General features: G+C 54.3%; 8 protein-coding genes. 5 read left to right on the top strand and 3 right to left on the bottom strand.

Going from position 1 to position 17,231, the window contains the following annotated elements; all coding sequences use genetic code 11:
- Positions 1–51: 51 nt before the first annotated feature.
- Genes PXG97_RS08185 through PXG97_RS08175 form a run of 3 tightly spaced genes read right to left on the bottom strand, consistent with a single transcriptional unit; the run spans position 52 to position 3,945 of the window.
- Positions 52–1,287 (bottom strand): glycosyltransferase family 61 protein, encoded by a 1,236-nt coding sequence (locus PXG97_RS08185; RefSeq protein WP_276497266.1) that lies wholly within the window; start codon positions 1,285–1,287, stop codon positions 52–54.
- A 40-nt stretch (positions 1,288–1,327) separates the two neighbouring features.
- Positions 1,328–2,464, bottom strand: coding sequence for an alginate O-acetyltransferase AlgX-related protein (locus tag PXG97_RS08180; protein ID WP_276497265.1), 1,137 nt, complete (start codon positions 2,462–2,464; stop codon positions 1,328–1,330).
- Positions 2,465–2,469: 5 nt separating this feature from the next.
- Positions 2,470–3,945, bottom strand: coding sequence for an MBOAT family O-acyltransferase (locus tag PXG97_RS08175; RefSeq protein WP_276497264.1), 1,476 nt, complete (start codon positions 3,943–3,945; stop codon positions 2,470–2,472).
- A 413-nt stretch (positions 3,946–4,358) separates the two neighbouring features.
- Between PXG97_RS08175 and PXG97_RS08170 the strand changes: the two genes are divergently transcribed.
- The 5 genes from PXG97_RS08170 to PXG97_RS08150 all read left to right on the top strand — a co-directional run bounded on the left by PXG97_RS08170 (position 4,359) and on the right by PXG97_RS08150 (position 17,165).
- Positions 4,359–7,997, top strand: coding sequence for an Ig-like domain-containing protein (locus PXG97_RS08170; RefSeq protein WP_276497263.1), 3,639 nt, complete (start codon positions 4,359–4,361; stop codon positions 7,995–7,997).
- 6 nt (positions 7,998–8,003) lie between these two features.
- Positions 8,004–9,008 (top strand): PorP/SprF family type IX secretion system membrane protein, encoded by a 1,005-nt coding sequence (locus tag PXG97_RS08165; RefSeq protein ID WP_276497262.1) that lies wholly within the window; start codon positions 8,004–8,006, stop codon positions 9,006–9,008.
- Positions 9,009–9,304: 296 nt separating this feature from the next.
- Complete coding sequence (locus tag PXG97_RS08160; RefSeq protein ID WP_276497261.1) at positions 9,305–10,918, top strand: SGNH/GDSL hydrolase family protein; 1,614 nt, start codon at positions 9,305–9,307, stop codon at positions 10,916–10,918.
- 198 nt (positions 10,919–11,116) lie between these two features.
- Positions 11,117–13,408, top strand: coding sequence for a LamG-like jellyroll fold domain-containing protein (locus PXG97_RS08155; RefSeq protein ID WP_276497260.1), 2,292 nt, complete (start codon positions 11,117–11,119; stop codon positions 13,406–13,408).
- Positions 13,409–13,775: 367 nt separating this feature from the next.
- Positions 13,776–17,165, top strand: coding sequence for a PQQ-dependent sugar dehydrogenase (locus tag PXG97_RS08150; RefSeq protein WP_276497259.1), 3,390 nt, complete (start codon positions 13,776–13,778; stop codon positions 17,163–17,165).
- The last annotated feature ends 66 nt before the right edge of the window (positions 17,166–17,231 follow it).

Here is a 17,231-nt window from a genome sequence, read left to right as displayed (position 1 = left end):
TAAAGGCCGCGCCGTTTACTTTTCGTCTTTCTTAGACTTTGAAGGCGGTGTTCAGGCTATGTTGTATTCTTTTCCGGCATTCGTATGCATCCGCTCCAGTATCTCCACCACTTTATCCGTCTCCACCACTAAGTGCTCGCGCTGGCCCTGGTCTGCGTTGCGCACGCGCTTGTTGCCTTTGCAGATAATGTAGTCGTAGTCCAGGTCTATCTTGGTGGCGATGTCGTAGAACGGCTCTATAACAAACCCCTCGTTAAAGATCTCGATCATCTTGGTGCCCGGTTTGCAGAAGAACATGCTTATCAGGCCGGCACCTGTAGCGCCCAGCACCACCTTTGCCTTAGAGAACAGCTTGATCTTCTCTTTTATACTCAGCTTGCTCGAAACTACGCTTGTGAAGCCATACGGTTCCAGCGCCTCCAGCAGTTCCTTCTCGTTCAGAACGTTTCGTATACTCGAGTCTGAGCGGCTCACGTACAGGTAAGGCGCCTCCGGGGTAATCAGGTCGTTTCCTTCCTCAGCATAAGGCATGAAGGCCTCCTGCAGGTACGTGCAGAGCCATTTCGGTACCAGCGTGTGGTTGCCCCGAGGGGCGGTGGAGGCAATAATGCAGTCAGCGGCGATGTGCGGGAACTTATCGCCTTCGATCAACTTGTCTTTGGGGATGCCCAGCAGCTCCAGGGTCTCGGTCTGGTAATCATAACGGATGCTGGGCACATAAAACCAATCCACCTGGTCATAAAGGCCGCTTTCCCGCAGCAGGTGCAGGCGGGGCAGCACATCCAGGAACCAGTGCCCGATGTTGTTGAGCCCGGCCCCCCCGGTCAGCAGCGAGAAGACCGTGCCGTTATACTTTACAGGCGGCTTAAAGTAGCGCTGCTCAAAGATGTTGTTCAGGTTGGGCTCCGACACCTTGCCGCCGCTCAGGCTCAGCGACACATTCTCCACCAGGCGGTTGTACTGCGATACCACCGCCACGCTGCTCTCGTTGTCGGTGTAGATACGGCCGTTGGGAACCTCTACCACCATGTAGTCGGTTTGTACTTTTCTCTTCGGTTTCCAGTATTCGGAGCAGGCCTCATACAGGTCGGCCGAGATGTTCAGTTCTGTGGTCAGGGCGGGGTAGATCGGGTGAACTCTTATCTCGCGCGGGTTATTGGCTAAGAGTTCGTCCAGGTTTATTCGGCACACGCCGCCTGGACGGAAATGGGTGTTATGCGGAACATACCTCCCTAATATCTTCTTTATTTTCTTGCTCCCCTTCGTATAGTAAGCTTTAAGTTTCATGGGTATAGCTAGGTTGTTAGGTGTTACATTTAATTTCTGGTTACTCTTCTTTTTGGTTAACCAGTAGCCGCCCGTCCTGTGCGGGCGGGCTTGCCTGCAACTGCGCCACAGTGGAATGCCTTGTCAGCAGCTGGGCAGCTACTTGTACGGCTACCTCGTTCCAGTGGGCGTCATCCACAGGGTAAAGTTGCACCTGCTGCTCCTGATACAGCTCTTTAAAGGTTGGCTGCAGGTCTACGTACGCCACGCCGCGCTCTTCCAGGCGGCGTAGCAGCTGAGGCAGAAAAGTGGCCTCTTTCCGGTTTGGCAACAGGTTGTGGTATATGTTTTCTTTGTTGGGGATAGGCAGGAAGACAAAATGGATGCCCCGCGCATGCAGCACGTCACGGTATCCTTCCAACACGTCGGCAATGCGGTCCAGCTCCTCCTCCGAGAAGTCGCGGTTGGCTAGCTCCCCCTCCATAAAAAATTCGTCGTTGTAGCTGATGTACTGCCTGTTTCCTGCGGCACGGTCAATCTCCGCCAGGGTGCGGCGGTAGAGCGCCAGCTTTGAAATGCGGTCGGCAGCAACAGCTGCCGAGGTAAGGAAAGAGGAAGAGCCGATGAGGTTGCCCGTGAAGTTCCTGATCCTGGAGCCTATGCCGTTCTCGCCCACGGCCGGCAGCTCCGGAACGCGCCGCTCAATGCTCGACACAATCACGAGTTTTGGCGGGTTCTCCTGAAAGCGGTCTGTGGCCAGGAAACGGTTCATGGTGGCAGGGGCGAAGGAATACACATTGCGGCCCAACTGCTGTTCCAGCACCTCTGCCAACGTCTCCTCCTGCGATAGTTTGGCCCCGGTGATATTAGAGTCGCCGATCAGCAGCACGTCGTTCTCAGTGTCGCGGTTGCGGTAGCCGTAAGGGTCGGTGTACCATTCCACTTTGCGTTTCTGGGCAAAGGGCGTGCGTGGGGCCAGTTCACCCTCCTCCTCCATTTGCATGTGCACGTTCGGGTAAAACGGCCCCGACATCACGCGCATGCTGTTGACCGAGATGGTTTCCCAGATCCTGAAGGTGAAGAAGTTCATCGGCAGCACAAACACCTCTACCAGCGGCCAAAGTATGAAGGGCAGCGCCAACAGGGCCAGTTTGCTCAATAGCCGCTTAACACCTTTCTGTCTTATATCTTCTGCCATAATCCTTAGAATTGAAAGTAGATAAACTCCTGGTGCCCAAACTGCCCGAAGAGCAGCACCGCAACAATAGCCGCATAGTAAATGCCCCAGCGTACCCAGGCCGGCCGCTGCATGATGAGCTGCGACACGCTGCCGTTGCGCTGTATCAGGTGTACTGTCTCCATGATGGCGATGGCTACCACCGATACGGCGAAAACCTTAAAGCCCTGTTGCATGAACACGTCGTGGCTCCAGTCCAGGGAAAGGACCTGGGCCGGGTTCGTAAGCACCGAGGCGCTTTGCGTAACTATATAGAATGCGTCACTGATGCTGTTGGCCCGGAAGAAGATCCAGCTAAAGCACACCAGGAAAAACACCGTGAGCACCTGCACCCACTTGTACACCTGCGGGCTGCGGTTCAGGCCGATGCGCTGCACCAGTGCGTTGCGCTTTTCCTTCGTCAGGATGCCGAATACCTGGTAAATGCCATGCAGGGCGCCCCACACGATAAAAGTCCAGTTGGCGCCGTGCCACAGCCCGCTCACCAGGAACACGATGAACAGGTTATAGTACCAGCGCCACTTCACCACGCGGTTGCCGCCCAGCGGGATGTAGAGGTAATCGCGGAACCAGGTGGAAAGCGAAATGTGCCAGCGGCTCCAGAACTCCGGAATGGTCTTGGCAAAGTAAGGGCTGCGGAAGTTCTCCATCAGCCGGAAGCCCATCACCTGCGCCGCCCCGATAGCGATGTCGGAGTAGCCCGAGAAGTCGCAGTAGATCTGGAAGGCGAAGAAGACCGTGGCGATGATGTGCGAGACGCCATCGTACTCAGTGGGGTTGTTGTAGACCTGGTTCACCATCAGGGCCAGGTTATCGGCAATCATAATCTTTTTAAAGAAGCCCCAGGCCATGCGGCGCAAACCCGCCACCACGCGGTAGTAGCTGAACTCGTGGCCCTGGTGCAGCTGCCCCAGCAGGTTGCCGGCGCGCTCAATGGGGCCTGCCACTAGTTGGGGGAAAAAGGACACAAAAAGGGCGAAGATCCCCAGGTGCCGCTCCGGCTTGATGCGCCCATTGTACACATCTATGCTGTAGCTCATCGTCTGGAAAGTGTAGAAGGAGATGCCCATGGGCAGCAGCAGCTCAAAGGCAGGCATGGCGTAAGGCACGTCCAGCGCCAAAGCCAGATCGCGGGCGCTGTCGTTAAAGAAATTGTAGTATTTGAATAGCAGCAGCACACCCAGGTTAGCAAAGAGACTGAGGTAAAGCCAAGGGCGGCGCTTGTCTTTATCATCTTCGGAGTAACGGCCCATCATACGGCCGCTGGTGTAGTCGATCAGGGTAGAGGCCACCAGGATCAGGGTGTAGGCTGGCTTCCAGGACATGTAAAAATAGTAACTGGCGAGCAGCAGGATGATCCAACGGCGGTTAAAAGGCGTCAGGAAGTATAAGGTAACTACTACCGGGAAGAAAATGAAGAATTCAGTAGAGTTGAAAAGCATACGTTCTCCAGTTTTTGGGTCGGGTGATTGGTTTGGGCAGCATTAGTTGTGTAAATGCTTCATACACTGGGTTTGGGGGCTGTTTTTTGTACGAAGGCTCTCAGGCTCCTTCTTTTAGATATTATATAGAAGTTGTACTAAAAGGTTGTGCCATTTTGCATATATTTTTTTTAATAAATAGATATACGTATGTAAAAGCGCTTCTGCGGCTTCCACAGCATCCTTTTACGACGTTGCAACATCGGAGTTTGGCTATAGGTATGTTAAAAAATGTACTATTGTCAGGAAGGTGCTGAAAATTGAGTAACCATGGTATGGCTTCATCGTTATATAGGGAGATCAATAGAAAGTCCTAACGCTATACTTACTATATGCCCCCGTACTTTTTCTGCCGGCAAAGGCTTTTCCTGCTTTTGTCACTCATCTGTATCTCAGCACCTTACCTTACTGCTGTAGCCGTGCCAGCCACCCGTGCTGTTCCTGCCGCAACTGTCGCCCTAGCGGCCCCCTCACTGGAGGCCAAGCCATCGCTGGTGGGTGCCATCACCCTGACATGGACAAAAGTTGACGGAGCAACGGGCTATGCCCTGGAGAGATCCTTTACTGGGGCGGCCGAAACCTTTGCGCCGCTAAAGACCTTGGGTGCCGGGGAAACAAGCTACCGGGATACCGATTTATACTACAGCCAAAAGGCTTATTACCGCATAAAAGCAGTTGGCGGCAGCGACTCGCCCTACAGCAAGGTGGCAAGCGCCACTACCCATGCAAAAGACCACACCTTTAAAGTCATGCCCTTAGGCGACTCTAACACGGAGGGTGGCACGGCTAATGATCCAGCCAGCGCCAAAGCCTCGTACAGAGCCAGGCTGGAGGATCTTTTAAAAGAGAAAAACATCAAGTTTGACTACGTGGGCAGCGAATCCACCGGCAGCAGCCTGGTGGCGGACACCGACCACGCGGGGTTTGGCGGAAGCCGCAACGAAGACCTGGTGACCATTATCCAAAACGGTTGGTACGACCGCTGGTATGATGGTAAGCGATTCGGCTTAGACCACACCGAGAATTACCTGGAGTACTACAAGCCGGATATCATACTACTGCACTCTGGCACCAACGACATTAGCAACGATGGCGTGGATAACTCGCAGCAGACGGTGGAGGACCTGACCCAGGTACTGGAGGAGATAGACAAGTATGAGCAGCGCTCGGGCCGGGAGGTGACCGTGGTGGTGGCCAAGATCATTAAAACGGTTTGCACCGCAACCGACTGCTACCGAGGCCCTGTAAATACCAAAAACGACATCATCGACAAGTATAACGCCAAGATAGGGACGCTGGTGAATAACCGCACCAAAGCGGGCGACAGACTCGTGCTGGTGGATATGACCGACGCGAACATTATCTATCAGTTTGCCGCTGACGGCGGCGACATGGCCGACCGGTTCCACCCAACGCAGCGCGGCTATGATAAAATGGCCCCGGTCTGGTTTAAAGTGCTGGAGCCATTGCTGAACCGCACCCTAAAACAAAACGATACAGAAGCACCGGAAACCACCATCGCCTCCAAGCCAAAAGAGCTGTCTAACAGCAGCACCGCCAGGTTTGAATTCAGCAGCAACGAGAGCGGCGTAACCTTCCAAGTAAGTATAGATGGGGGCAACTTTGCCAGCGCAGCCACTCCCTACACAACAGCCAGCCTGGCCGACGGGGAGCACACCATCCGGGTAAGAGCCATAGATGCCGCCGGAAACATAGATGCCACCCCCGCCAGCTATACCTGGTCTATTGACACCAAAGCGCCTGCCGCGCCGGTGGTGGTAGCCCCGGAGGAGGGAAAGCTGCTGCGCAGCAACAAGCCAAGTATAACAGGTACAGCTGAAGCGGGCAGTATGGTAAATGTCTATGTCGGCTCCACCAAAGTAGGAACAGCCACAGCAGGCAGCGACGGGAAGTGGGAGTTGACACCTGCCAACGCACTGGCGGAAGGGACACAGCAGCTTACGGCGAGAGCCACAGACCTGGCCGGCAACACCAGCCAGGCCAGCGGCACCCGCACGTTTACCGTTGATACCAAAGCCCCCGAGACAACCATTGCCGCAGGCCCTCCCAAGGTGAGCAACAGCAGCCAGGCTACCTTTACCTTTAGCAGCAACGAGCAAAGCGTGTCTTACGAGGTAAGCGTGGATGGCGGTGCCTATACCGGCTCAGGCAGCAGCTTCACGGCACGCAACCTGTCAGAAGGGAATCATACCTTAAGCGTGCGTGCCACCGACGGCGCGGGCAACACAGACCAAACACCGGCCACTTATAGCTGGGAGGTAGATACCAAAGCGCCGGAGGCACCCGTTTTTGCAGGGTTATCAGAAGACAGGGGCCCTGTGGCCGATGACCAGGTCACGGCAGACAACACGCTAAGGTTCTTCGGCAGGGCGGAGGCCGGTGCAGAAGTAGCCATATCAGAGCGAAGCAAGGTGCTAGGCAAAACAGAGGCGAGGGCAGACGGCACCTGGGAGTTTAGCCATGAGAATGTTAGCCTGCAGCAGGGCGAGTACACTTTCACGGCTACCGCCACCGATGCAGCGGGTAACGCCAGCGAGGCAAGCAAAGGCTTCGCCGTTACCGTCGATCTGACGGCACCCAAAGCCGAAATCGCTGGCAGCGGCGGCTCCCCGACAAACACACCCTTCGACATAAGTATAACTTTCACAGAAGAAGTGTATGGCTTCACCGCCTCGGATCTGGAGGTGACGAACGCTAAAATGGAGAGCTTTAAGGCGACCAGCAAAACCATGTACACCGCCACAGTGGTGCCTCTTGCGGATGGAGCTGTGCGCGTAAAACTGCCTGCCGGCAAGGCAACAGACCTGGCGGGCAATCCAAACACCGCCTCCGGCCTGCTCGAGACCACCTATGATGCCTCTGCGCCAAATGGCTATGCGCTCGCGTTCGGTGTTGAGAAGGTGGATGTGGACAACCAAACAGCGGTTTCGCTGCAGGTGTCCGGTGCCGAGAGAGAAACAAGCTACTTTTATAGTATAACCAGCAGCAATGGCGGCAATCCTGTTTCTGGCTCTGCCACCGTGAAGGCGGAGGCCTTTACCATTGGTAACCTAAACCTATCGGACCTGCCTGACGGCACCCTGACTGCCACCATATACTTGGTGGATGAGGTAGGAAACCGGGGGCAGGAGGTTAGCGCACAGGTAGCGAAGCAGACCAAGGACATCACCGCTGTTCACCATCCGGATGGCATGACGGTGCCATTCAAGACAGCCTTCGGTGCCCTGGGGCTACCAGAGCAGGTAACGGTGAGCTACACCTATGGCGATGACGAAGCCCTGCCGGTGGAGTGGAGCCCCGGCGACTATAACAGCGAGGTGCCAGGCAGCTACATCATCATCGGCCAACTGAAACTGAAAGACAACACCAGCAACAGCAAGAACATGGCTGCGCGCATGGAGGTGACGGTGGAGCCGAACCAACCGCCAACGGCCCTCACGCTGAGTGCCGATAAGTTCAGGCCAGATGTCCTGCCAACAGAGCTGATCGGCACCTTCTCCACCACCGACCCGGACGATGAGGCTTTTACCTATGCGCTCGTGGGCGGGCAGGGAGATGAGGACAACAGCCTCTTCGAAATCCGGGGCGACAATGAGTTGTACCTGAAGTCAAACGAAGGGCTATCCGGCAGGTCAGTCTTCCACATCCGTGTGCGTAGCACCGACCCCTATGCAAATGCCATTGAGAAAAGCTTTGCCCTAACAAAGTCGCTTTACGCGCCAGAGGGAGGTATCAAGCTGGTCAATGCTTTCTCTCCGGACGGAGACAACATCAACGACACCTGGGTAGTGCCGGAACTGCGCTTTTTCAATAACATCCAGGTGCAGGTGTTCGACCGCGCTGGCGTGCTCCTGTTCCAGACCACCGATCCAGAGAAAGGCTGGGATGGCAGGGGGAAGGATGGCCGCATCGTAGCCGGGTCATACTTCTATATCATACAGGTGAAAGACAACAACCTGGTGCAGAAAGGGGTTTTAACCGTTCTTAAATAGCAGCAAATGAGCAGATTTATACTTTATGTTTGCCTGGTGTTGATGGTGGGTGGGGCACATGCCCAGAGCAGGAAACAGTTGGCGAACTTTTCACAGTTCAGGCACTACTTTAACCCATCGCTCACTGGCCAGGAGGGGGCAGTGCTCCGAAGCGCTTACCGCAACCAATGGACCGGGTTTGAGGATGCCCCCAAAACGATCCTGGCTGCTGTTGAGCTGAACCTGGAGAACCTCAGGAGTAACGACAGGCCGTTTGCCAGCAAGTCTGAGCGCGAGGCGGCCGAGATGGGCAGTGCCAGGCATGGCCTTGGCGTAACGCTTTATCACGATCAGTTTGGCCCGGCAAGGGAAACACAGGCACTGCTCAGCTATGGTGCCGCCGTGCGCCTGTCGGAGGGTTTGAGCCTGCGCTGGGGTACCGCCCTGAGTTACACCTTTCATCGCCTGGATGGCAACAGCCTGACTGTGGACCAGGAGAACGACCCTCGCTTTGGCAATTTGCTGGGCAACGAGAACCGCAGCGGAAGGGCAGACGTTAACCTCGGCCTCTCGTTAACGGCAGCCAACTTTTATGTAGGGTATGCCATGTTAGACGTGACGGAAGGAAAAGTAGCCTCCAGCGGCAGCGATTACCTGGATGGCTTTTATACGCGCAGGCATGTGGGGCAGGCAGGCTTCCGCCAGAGTCTCACCGATATGGTGGGGTTTACCGTGAACGGCATCTACCAGTACGACAAGAATTTCAAGTCCACGCTGGAGGGGCAGGTAAAGGCCGTGTATGACAACCTGTTCTGGATAAGCGGCGGCTACCGGCACGACCTGGCTTATACTATCGGGGCAGGCCTACGCCTGAATCAGCTGGCCATCGGCTACACGTACGAAACGCCCACGCAGGATGCCAAGGCCATCGACAAGTCCACGAACGAAGTAACCTTAAGCTACCACCTGTCAGCGTTGAAGCGAAGCAGTGCCACCGGAAGAAAAAGAGCCACTAACGTACTGATTTGGTAGGCAATACAATTTTTGCTCCTATTTTTCCTGCACCAAAATTGTAATATGACACATACTTCCTAGGTGGCATCTTGTGTTAATGGTACTATTCTGCTTTTAGGTCTTTCCTGTTATTAGAGCGCGCCATAGAAAAGAAACTATATAGTTGCTATAGAGGTATATAGGCTTTCCTTGAGATGATATAAATGAGCCTTTTATCAACGATGCTTTTACGTCCGCTTCTCCTGTGCCTCTTTCTTACAGCAATTAGCCTCTCACCACACTTCTCACTCGCTGGCCCTGGAAGCAGTAGCCCCGTGCCTGACCAGCCTCAGGGCGTGTTGGCGCGCGCCTCCATGGTGAGGGCTATTGTCATCCGGTGGCTGCCGGTGGCAGGTGCCGCAGGCTACGTGCTCGAAAGATCTGAAACAGGAAGTGAGGATAGTTTTACGTTGCTGGCAAAAGTGGCGGGGGAGGTGAATTCCTTCAGGGATACAAACTTGGCGCTACGCAAGACCTTTTACTACAGGGTAAAGGCCACTGCTGAAGGAGCTGCGTCGGCGTATAGCCTAACGGTGAGCGCGACAACCAACCCGGACGAAATTATCAGGATCATGCCTTTGGGAGACTCCAACACAGATGGAGGGGCAGGCACTGTGGACCAGGCAGATCGGATTGGCTACAGAAAAGAATTGTACCGGGGGCTACGGGAGCAGGAAGGGTATAAGATAGATTTGGTGGGGAGTGAGCAGTCTGGTGAAAGCCATCAGGTAGAGGGCGGCCTGGTATACGACCTCGACCATGCCGGCTTTGGTGGCTTCCGCAACCGTGACCTGGTGGAAATCATTGAGCGGGGGTTTGCCTACCGTTGGTACGATGATAAACGGTTCGGCCTGGAGATGGAGGAGAATTACCTGCAGCATTTCTCCCCGGATATCATACTACTGCACTCTGGCACCAATGACCTTAGCAACGATGGCGTAGATAACTCCCAAAGTGCCATCGACGATCTGGAGAAAGTGCTGGCGGCAATAGAGGCTTATGAGGCCAGCTCCGGAAGAGACGTCACCGTCATCCTGGCCAAAATCATCAAGAGTGTCTGTAATGAGTCCTTTTGTTACAGAGGAGAGCAGAAGTATACACGAAACGATATAACAGATTTCTATAACGCTAAAATGGAGGCGCTGGCAGATACCCGCAGAAGCAACGGCGATAACATCCTGTTGGTGGATATGGCGGAAGCAGGCTTGGTGTATGATTGGGATGGGCGTGGGGATATGGCTGATGCCCTTCACCCCAACCAGGTCGGGTACGATAAAATGGCGCAGGTGTGGCTTGATGTCTTAGCATCGCCAGCTGTTCCGCTGCCTGTAGAGCTGAAAAGTTTTCATGCGGCCAAGTCGGCTACCGGTGTTCTCTTGGAGTGGGAAACCGCCTCTGAGGTAAACAACGACCGCTTTGAGGTGGAGCGGAAGCTGGAAAATGAGCCGTTCACCCTACTAGGTGCCGTGCCCGGGGCCGGAGATAGTCAGCTGCCCCTGAAGTATACTTTTCGCGATGTCGGGCTGCCGGAAGGACAGGTATACTATCGGCTGAGGCAGGTTGACACCGATGGCACCTTTTCCTACTCCAAGGTAGTGGCGGTACACAGCAAAAGAACCACGGCACCCACTGCCCGTCTGTATCCAAACCTGGTAACTGGATCAGAGGAGTTGAATCTCACCATAGGCGGCCTGGAGGAGCATGCACCTGTCTCGGTGGCGTTAGTGAATTCAACGGGTAAGTCCTTGTCTCAGCAAACGATGCAGACAGGCGGACAAGGAGGGTTACGGGAAAACTTCCGGCTGCCACCCAACATGCCTAAAGGGATGTATTTTATTGAGCTCAGGGCGCCAGGCCATGTTCAGAGACTGAAACTACTCGTGAGGTAACAAACGGTGATAGTTTAACTAGGTATAGTATAAAACTAACATATATTATAGGCGTACTATACTCAGGAGATACCTTAATCGCTTGGTAGGTAGTGAGATAATTCCTTTGTTCTTAAGGGATTGGGTGATTAGGCTCCAGAACAAACTTGTACAAATCCACTGTGCTATTTGCGGTGGATACCTGATAAGCCAACTTCCATGACATATCGCGCTAGAACGCATAGAAGCCAAAGGGGCTGGGCGCAGTTTATACTTTGCTTCCTGCTCGTTTTGCTCTCGAAAGGCTTTATGGCCACCACGGCTACAGCTCAGACAAGCTGCCCAAGTGGCGTGGTGCACCACTTTGGCTTCGACGAATCCACTTCCGGTACTTACGCAGACTACGCCTCTGATGCCACAGCCATCTGCTCTACCTGCCCAACACCAGAGGCGGGGCTTTTTGCCGGCGCACAGAAATTCAACGGCCGTAAACCTGCCCTCACCATCAAGGGGCTCGAGCATTTCGAGTGGGGCCCCAATAGTAGCTTCACCATAGAACTCTGGATGAAAGCCTCCGGCACCTCCTCCGACAACCAGGTGTTCATTGGCCGCGATGCCAAAGACTCTAACATGATTTGGTGGTTGGGCATGAACACAGAGGGATACCCGCAGTTCGACCTTTTCGACGCCAACCCCGATCGCAGCAAGGCCGGCTTCAGCCTGATTGGCAAAGACAAAAAGATAAACGACAACAAGTGGCACCACATCGTGGTGGTGCGTGATGGGCGCCTGCGCCTGAACAAACTCTACGTGGATGGCTACTCTGTCGGAAATTTCCAATACGATTACGCTTACCACTTCGAGAGCGGCTCCCCGGTAAACATAGGTTTTTTAGACCTGAACAACGGCTATGCCTACAACGGATTGCTGGATGAGCTCATGGTATACAACCGCGACCTGACGGAGAATGAGGTGAGGGCGCGCTACAACAACGGCGCTGGCAGCTATTGTGGGCCAGAGCAGGTTAAGCCGGTTATCATGTCGGAGGCGGTCACGCATGGGGTGGTAGAGCAGCAGTACGCGTATGATGTAAAGGCGGTGGGTAACGCCCGGCCTACCTTCGCGCTGGCCGAGGCTCCTGCCGGTATGACAATCAACGCCTCCACAGGCGAAATCCGTTGGAAACCCACTGCCGCCGGCAGCTTTAAGGTAAGTGTAACGGCCACTAATAGTGCCGGATCCGATAAGCAGGAGTTCACCATCACCGTGAAGCCGGGAATAGGAGAGAAGACAGGCATGCTGCACCACTGGATGCTGCACGAAATGCGAGGGCCTACCTACCGGGACTACTATACCCCGAGCCATGCCACCGGCGACAATGACAACATGCCCAAAGCGGTAAGCGGTGTCGTTTCGGGGGGGCAGGAGTTTGACGGCGTGGACGACGGGCTGGACGTGGTGGAGTGTGACAACTTTAACTGGGCTGCCGATGAAAACTTTAGCATGGAGCTTTGGATGCGCAGTACTGCCGGCACTGCTGGTAACCGCGTGTTGATTGGCCGCGACGCCAAGGATTCTGAGGCCCATTGGTGGCTGGGGCTGGATGGCGAGGGCCGTGCCATATTCACGCTGCTGGACCTGGAGTGGGGCGGCCCCAAGCTTAACAGCGGCAGCGGCCCTAAACTAAATGATGGGCAGTGGCACCAGATGGTAGCGGTCCGAAACGGCGGCTCTGGTACCACCGAGCTGTATGTGGATGGGGAGCGCGTACACAGCGTCTCCCACAGGTATGCAAACGGTTTTGCCAGCAGGTCGCCGGTAAACATAGGGTACCTTAACGACGGCAGTGGCTATCATTATGCAGGCATTCTGGATGAGGTAAAGCTCTTTGGGCGTGTGCTGTCTGCCGCCGAGATAAAGCAAAGGTACCTCGATGTATATGACGCCATCACAGAATTGGTGCGTTTTGACGGCAAGTATGTGGGCGGCACCGTGCAGCTCACGTGGGAAACAGCTGCCGAGGCAGGCTTGTCTCACTTTGAGGTGGAGCGCGCCCCCGACATGGAGCTGTTCGAGAAACTGGGAGAGGTAGAGGCAGCCGGCAACAGCAATGTTCCCCTGTCTTATACTTTCGCCGACATGGACCCACTGCCTGGTATAGGATACTACCGCCTCAAGATTGTGAAGCAGGACGGGAAATACACTTACTCCAATATTATTCAGGTTGAGAACATGAGCCTTTCGGCTACCTCGTTCAAGGTTTACCCGAACCCGGTTGACAGAGGCGAGGTAACAGCCTCCATCTATGGCTTACCCGCCGATGAGGAGGTGCAATTCTCAGTGTCCGACCTGCGTGGCCGCATACTGATGCAGCAACCGGTGCAGGTAGACAGCTTCGGCCAGCTACAAGTGCAGGTGCCGATCACCTCAGCCTACAGAGCTGGCATCTATGTGCTCACGGTAACCTCCAGCAAGCGTATTGTCAGTCGTAAACTGGTAGTGAGGCACTAGGAGTCGGCGCTTCTTTGCGCTAGCCGATTGTGCTCAATTTTAGTGCAAAATATAGAACTATAGCACTATAGAAACGTACCATTACAAACTGACATGGCTGCCCTCAACCAGCGCGGCCAAAATATTCCTTTTGGATCGTTAGGGTGGCTCTCCTGAGGCGCTCTTTCTATCTGTCAAACCATGTTTAAAAATTGTGTTACTTATGAGAGAACTTTACGAAGCGTGGAGATGCAACCCTTCGCTTTCAAGGTATCGGCATGCGTGTAGTGCACTATGCAGCCATGCCCTTATTCTATTTTTCCTGTCGATTCTTCTTGCAAGCCCGCAGCAAGCATGGGCCCAACCAACTGGCTTTGTCGAAGAGCAGGTGGGCGGAGACTGGGACGCAGCCGTGGGGCTCGAGTTTTCACCGGACGGCAAGCGCATGTACGTGTGGGAGAAAGCGGGCAAAGTATGGATCGTGGAGGACGGGGAAAAAAAGCCAGAGCCACTCCTGGACATTAGCGAAGAGGTAGGCAATTGGGGTGACCATGGCCTGCTGGGTTTTGCCCTTGACCCTGATTTTGAGAACAACCGGTACATATACCTGCTTTACGTGGTAGACCGGCACCACCTGATGAACTACGGCAAAGGCAGTTATAGTCCATCCACTGACGAGTACAACGATGCTACAATTGGCCGTGTAACCCGCTATAAAGTACGCAGCGATGGTTTAACCACAGACATGTCTAGCAGAAAGGTGCTGTTGGGTGAAAGTGTGTCTACGGGCATACCGATCCTGTACGTTTCGCACGGGGTGGGCACGCTCATGTTCGGCGAAGACGGCTCTTTGTTGGTATCGGTGGGAGATGGCGCCACTGCCAATGGCACAGATACTGGTTGGCATGGGCAAGAAACAGATAACTTTGTGGAGCAAGGGCTGCAGGATGGCATTTTAACGGAGGTAAACAACGTAGGAGCCTTACGTGCGCAGCAGGTGCACTCCCTGAACGGTAAGATCCTGCGCCTGGACCCTGCTACTGGAGATGGACTCCCTTCTAATCCCTTCTTCAATTCCTCTAACCCCCGGGCGGCCGAGTCAAGGGTTTGGGCTCTTGGCTTGCGTAACCCTTTTCGCTTTACCATACGCCCGGGCACAGGCAGTGCCACTAATCCAGGCCATTTATATATCGGAGATGTAGGCTGGCAGGACTGGGAAGAGATTAACGTAGCGACAGAGCCAGGCTTGAACTTTGGCTGGCCACTGTTCGAAGGGCTCGAAAAGCAGCGCTACTATGGGAACACCGGGTGGCCAACACCAGACATTCCTAATCCGTTGTACAACGGGAAAGAGGGCTCCTGTCCTAGAGAAACTTTCTTTTTCAATGAGCTGATCTATCAACCCACGGCAACGGGAGAGCCATACTTCGGCAACTTCTGTGAATGGAATACCCCAATTCCGGATGATGTGCTCACCTTTGTGCACACAAGACCAGCCATTGACTGGGCTAACGCAGCCGTTACAGACGACACGCCTCCGGTGGCAGCCACCCGCACCGGCACCTTCGACGGAGAGGAAGCAGCTGTTGTGAGCGTGGGGGAGGCCGGTTCACCGGTATCAGGGGAGCCGTTTTATGGCAGCTCTTCCACAGGGGGCATCTGGTACACAGGTGACAACATGCCTGCCGAATATCAGAACGTCTATTTCTTTGGCGATTATGGCGCCGGCTGGATAAAGGTGCTGGAGTTTGACAGCAACAACAAGCCTACCGCAATAAGAAGCTTTATCGATGAGGGCGCTACCGTAACAGCGTTTGCCCAGCACCCTACTACAGGGGAACTATACTACATTAACTATGGCGCGCAGATCAAGAAGCTGACCTACTACGATGGGAACAGGCCGCCGCAGGCAGTCGCCGAGGCTGATAAACAGTATGGCCCAAGTCCGCTTACGGTTAAGTTTACAGGCAGCAACTCAACGGACCCGGAAGGCCAGGAGCTGAGCTACTCCTGGGATTTTGGCGATGGCTCTGCTAAAGTGACGGAGGCAAACCCAAGCCATACCTTTACAGTTGAAGGCGTGAAGACCTATGAGGTTACGCTTACGGTAACGGACCCTGAAGGCTTGACATCGACGGCAAGTGTCGATATCACCCTAAACAACACACCTCCCGTGGTGAATATTGTGAGCCCGGCAGAAGGGCAGCAGTATCCCATGAACCAGCAGACTACCTATGACCTCCGTGCCGAAGTGACGGATAGCGAGGACACGGATGAGCAGCTGACATACGAATGGATGGTGGCGCTGCACCATAACACGCACTCGCATCCTGAACCAACCGACAGCAAGCATGAAACCACAGCCACCATTGCTGCGGTAGGCTGCGACGGGGATAGCTACTTTTACAGGTTCTCCCTGAAAGTAACAGACTCCGGCGGACTTTCTGCTACGGACTATGTCGATGTTTACCCGGACTGCAGCGGCGGTGTTGTAAGGGCTGTATCTATGGCCTCGCCTGCAAACAACGCTACGTTCGAGGAAGGGGTGCCTGTTGAGCTGGCTGTTGACTTCACAGACGAAACCCGTGGGTGGGCATCCGTAGAGTATTACAGCGGCACCAACATGATTGCAACTGTAAGCACCAGCCCTTTTAACTACACTTGGGAAGGTGCTGCGGCAGGTACCTATAGTATAAAAGCCAAGGCTACAGACAGTGAGGGGCATTCAGCAGAATCCGAAGCTATCACTGTGGTGATCGGCGATGGGGGAACCGGTGGCGAGCCAACCGTTGACCTATCCGACTGTTTGCCGGGGCTGGTGCACTACTTCAGTTTCGACGCAGCAGAGGAAGGCAGCTTAACAGATGCGGCTACCGCACGTTCTGCAGCTTGTCAAACCTGCCCTGAAACGGTGGAAGAAGGACTTTTTGGAGAAGCCTTACGCTTTAACGGCACGAGCACGCGCGTAGACTTTGCAGATGTAGAGAACTTCAACTGGGCAGCAACGGATAACTTTAGTATTGGCTTCTGGTTAAAGACAAGCGCAACTGACGCAGGTAACATGGTGATCGTGGGACGTGATGCCGCCGCTACCGATGCTGGAGTGCACTGGTGGGTAGGCCTGAATAACAGCGGCCAAGCCATGTTCTCTCTTAAAGATGCCGCACACGCCGGCGCAGAGTTATTCGATAGCGGACCTTCCCTGAATGATGGAAACTGGCATTACGTGACGGCTGTTCGTGACGGCAGCAGCAACATGAACAGGTTATACGTGGATGGCGCGCTGATCCGGGAGGAGCAGGAGCAATACAGCAATGACTTTGAAGACAACGCCCCGATCAACATAGGGTACATGAATCGTTCTCCCTATTTTAGTTACCTCGGAGACCTTGATGAACTCAAGGTATACAACAGGGCGCTGACAGTAGAGGAAATTCAGGAAGCATACAACGGGGGCAGCGGCACTTTGTGCGGGCAGTCGCCATTAGGGCTAACGGATAATAAAACCTTTGCGGGCACCTTCGATGTATTCCCTAACCCAGCTGTGCAGCAGCTGATCAATGTTGCGGTTTCTGGATTAAAGCCAGGGGAGGTGACTAAGTTATCGCTGGTAGACATTACCGGAAAGACCGTGCTGAGCCAGACCGTAACCGCAGGGACAGACGGAACTTTCAGGACTACGATCTCCGCAGACGCAAGGCTGTCGAATGGGTTATACAACCTGCTGCTGCTTTCCGAGGAAAGGAAGCTAAGTAGGAAAGTGGTTTTGTCAAGGTAACTTATTGCTACCTTGTGCTTCATAAAAAAGGGCCTGCAAATTTGCAGGCCCTTTTCTGTATAGGCT

Origin of the sequence: Pontibacter litorisediminis (assembly GCF_029360645.1) — a bacterium.
Classification (GTDB): Bacteria; Bacteroidota; Bacteroidia; order Cytophagales; family Hymenobacteraceae; genus Pontibacter; species Pontibacter litorisediminis.
Note: the sequence above shows the minus strand (reverse complement) of the source record. Positions and strands in the feature narration are given on the sequence as shown.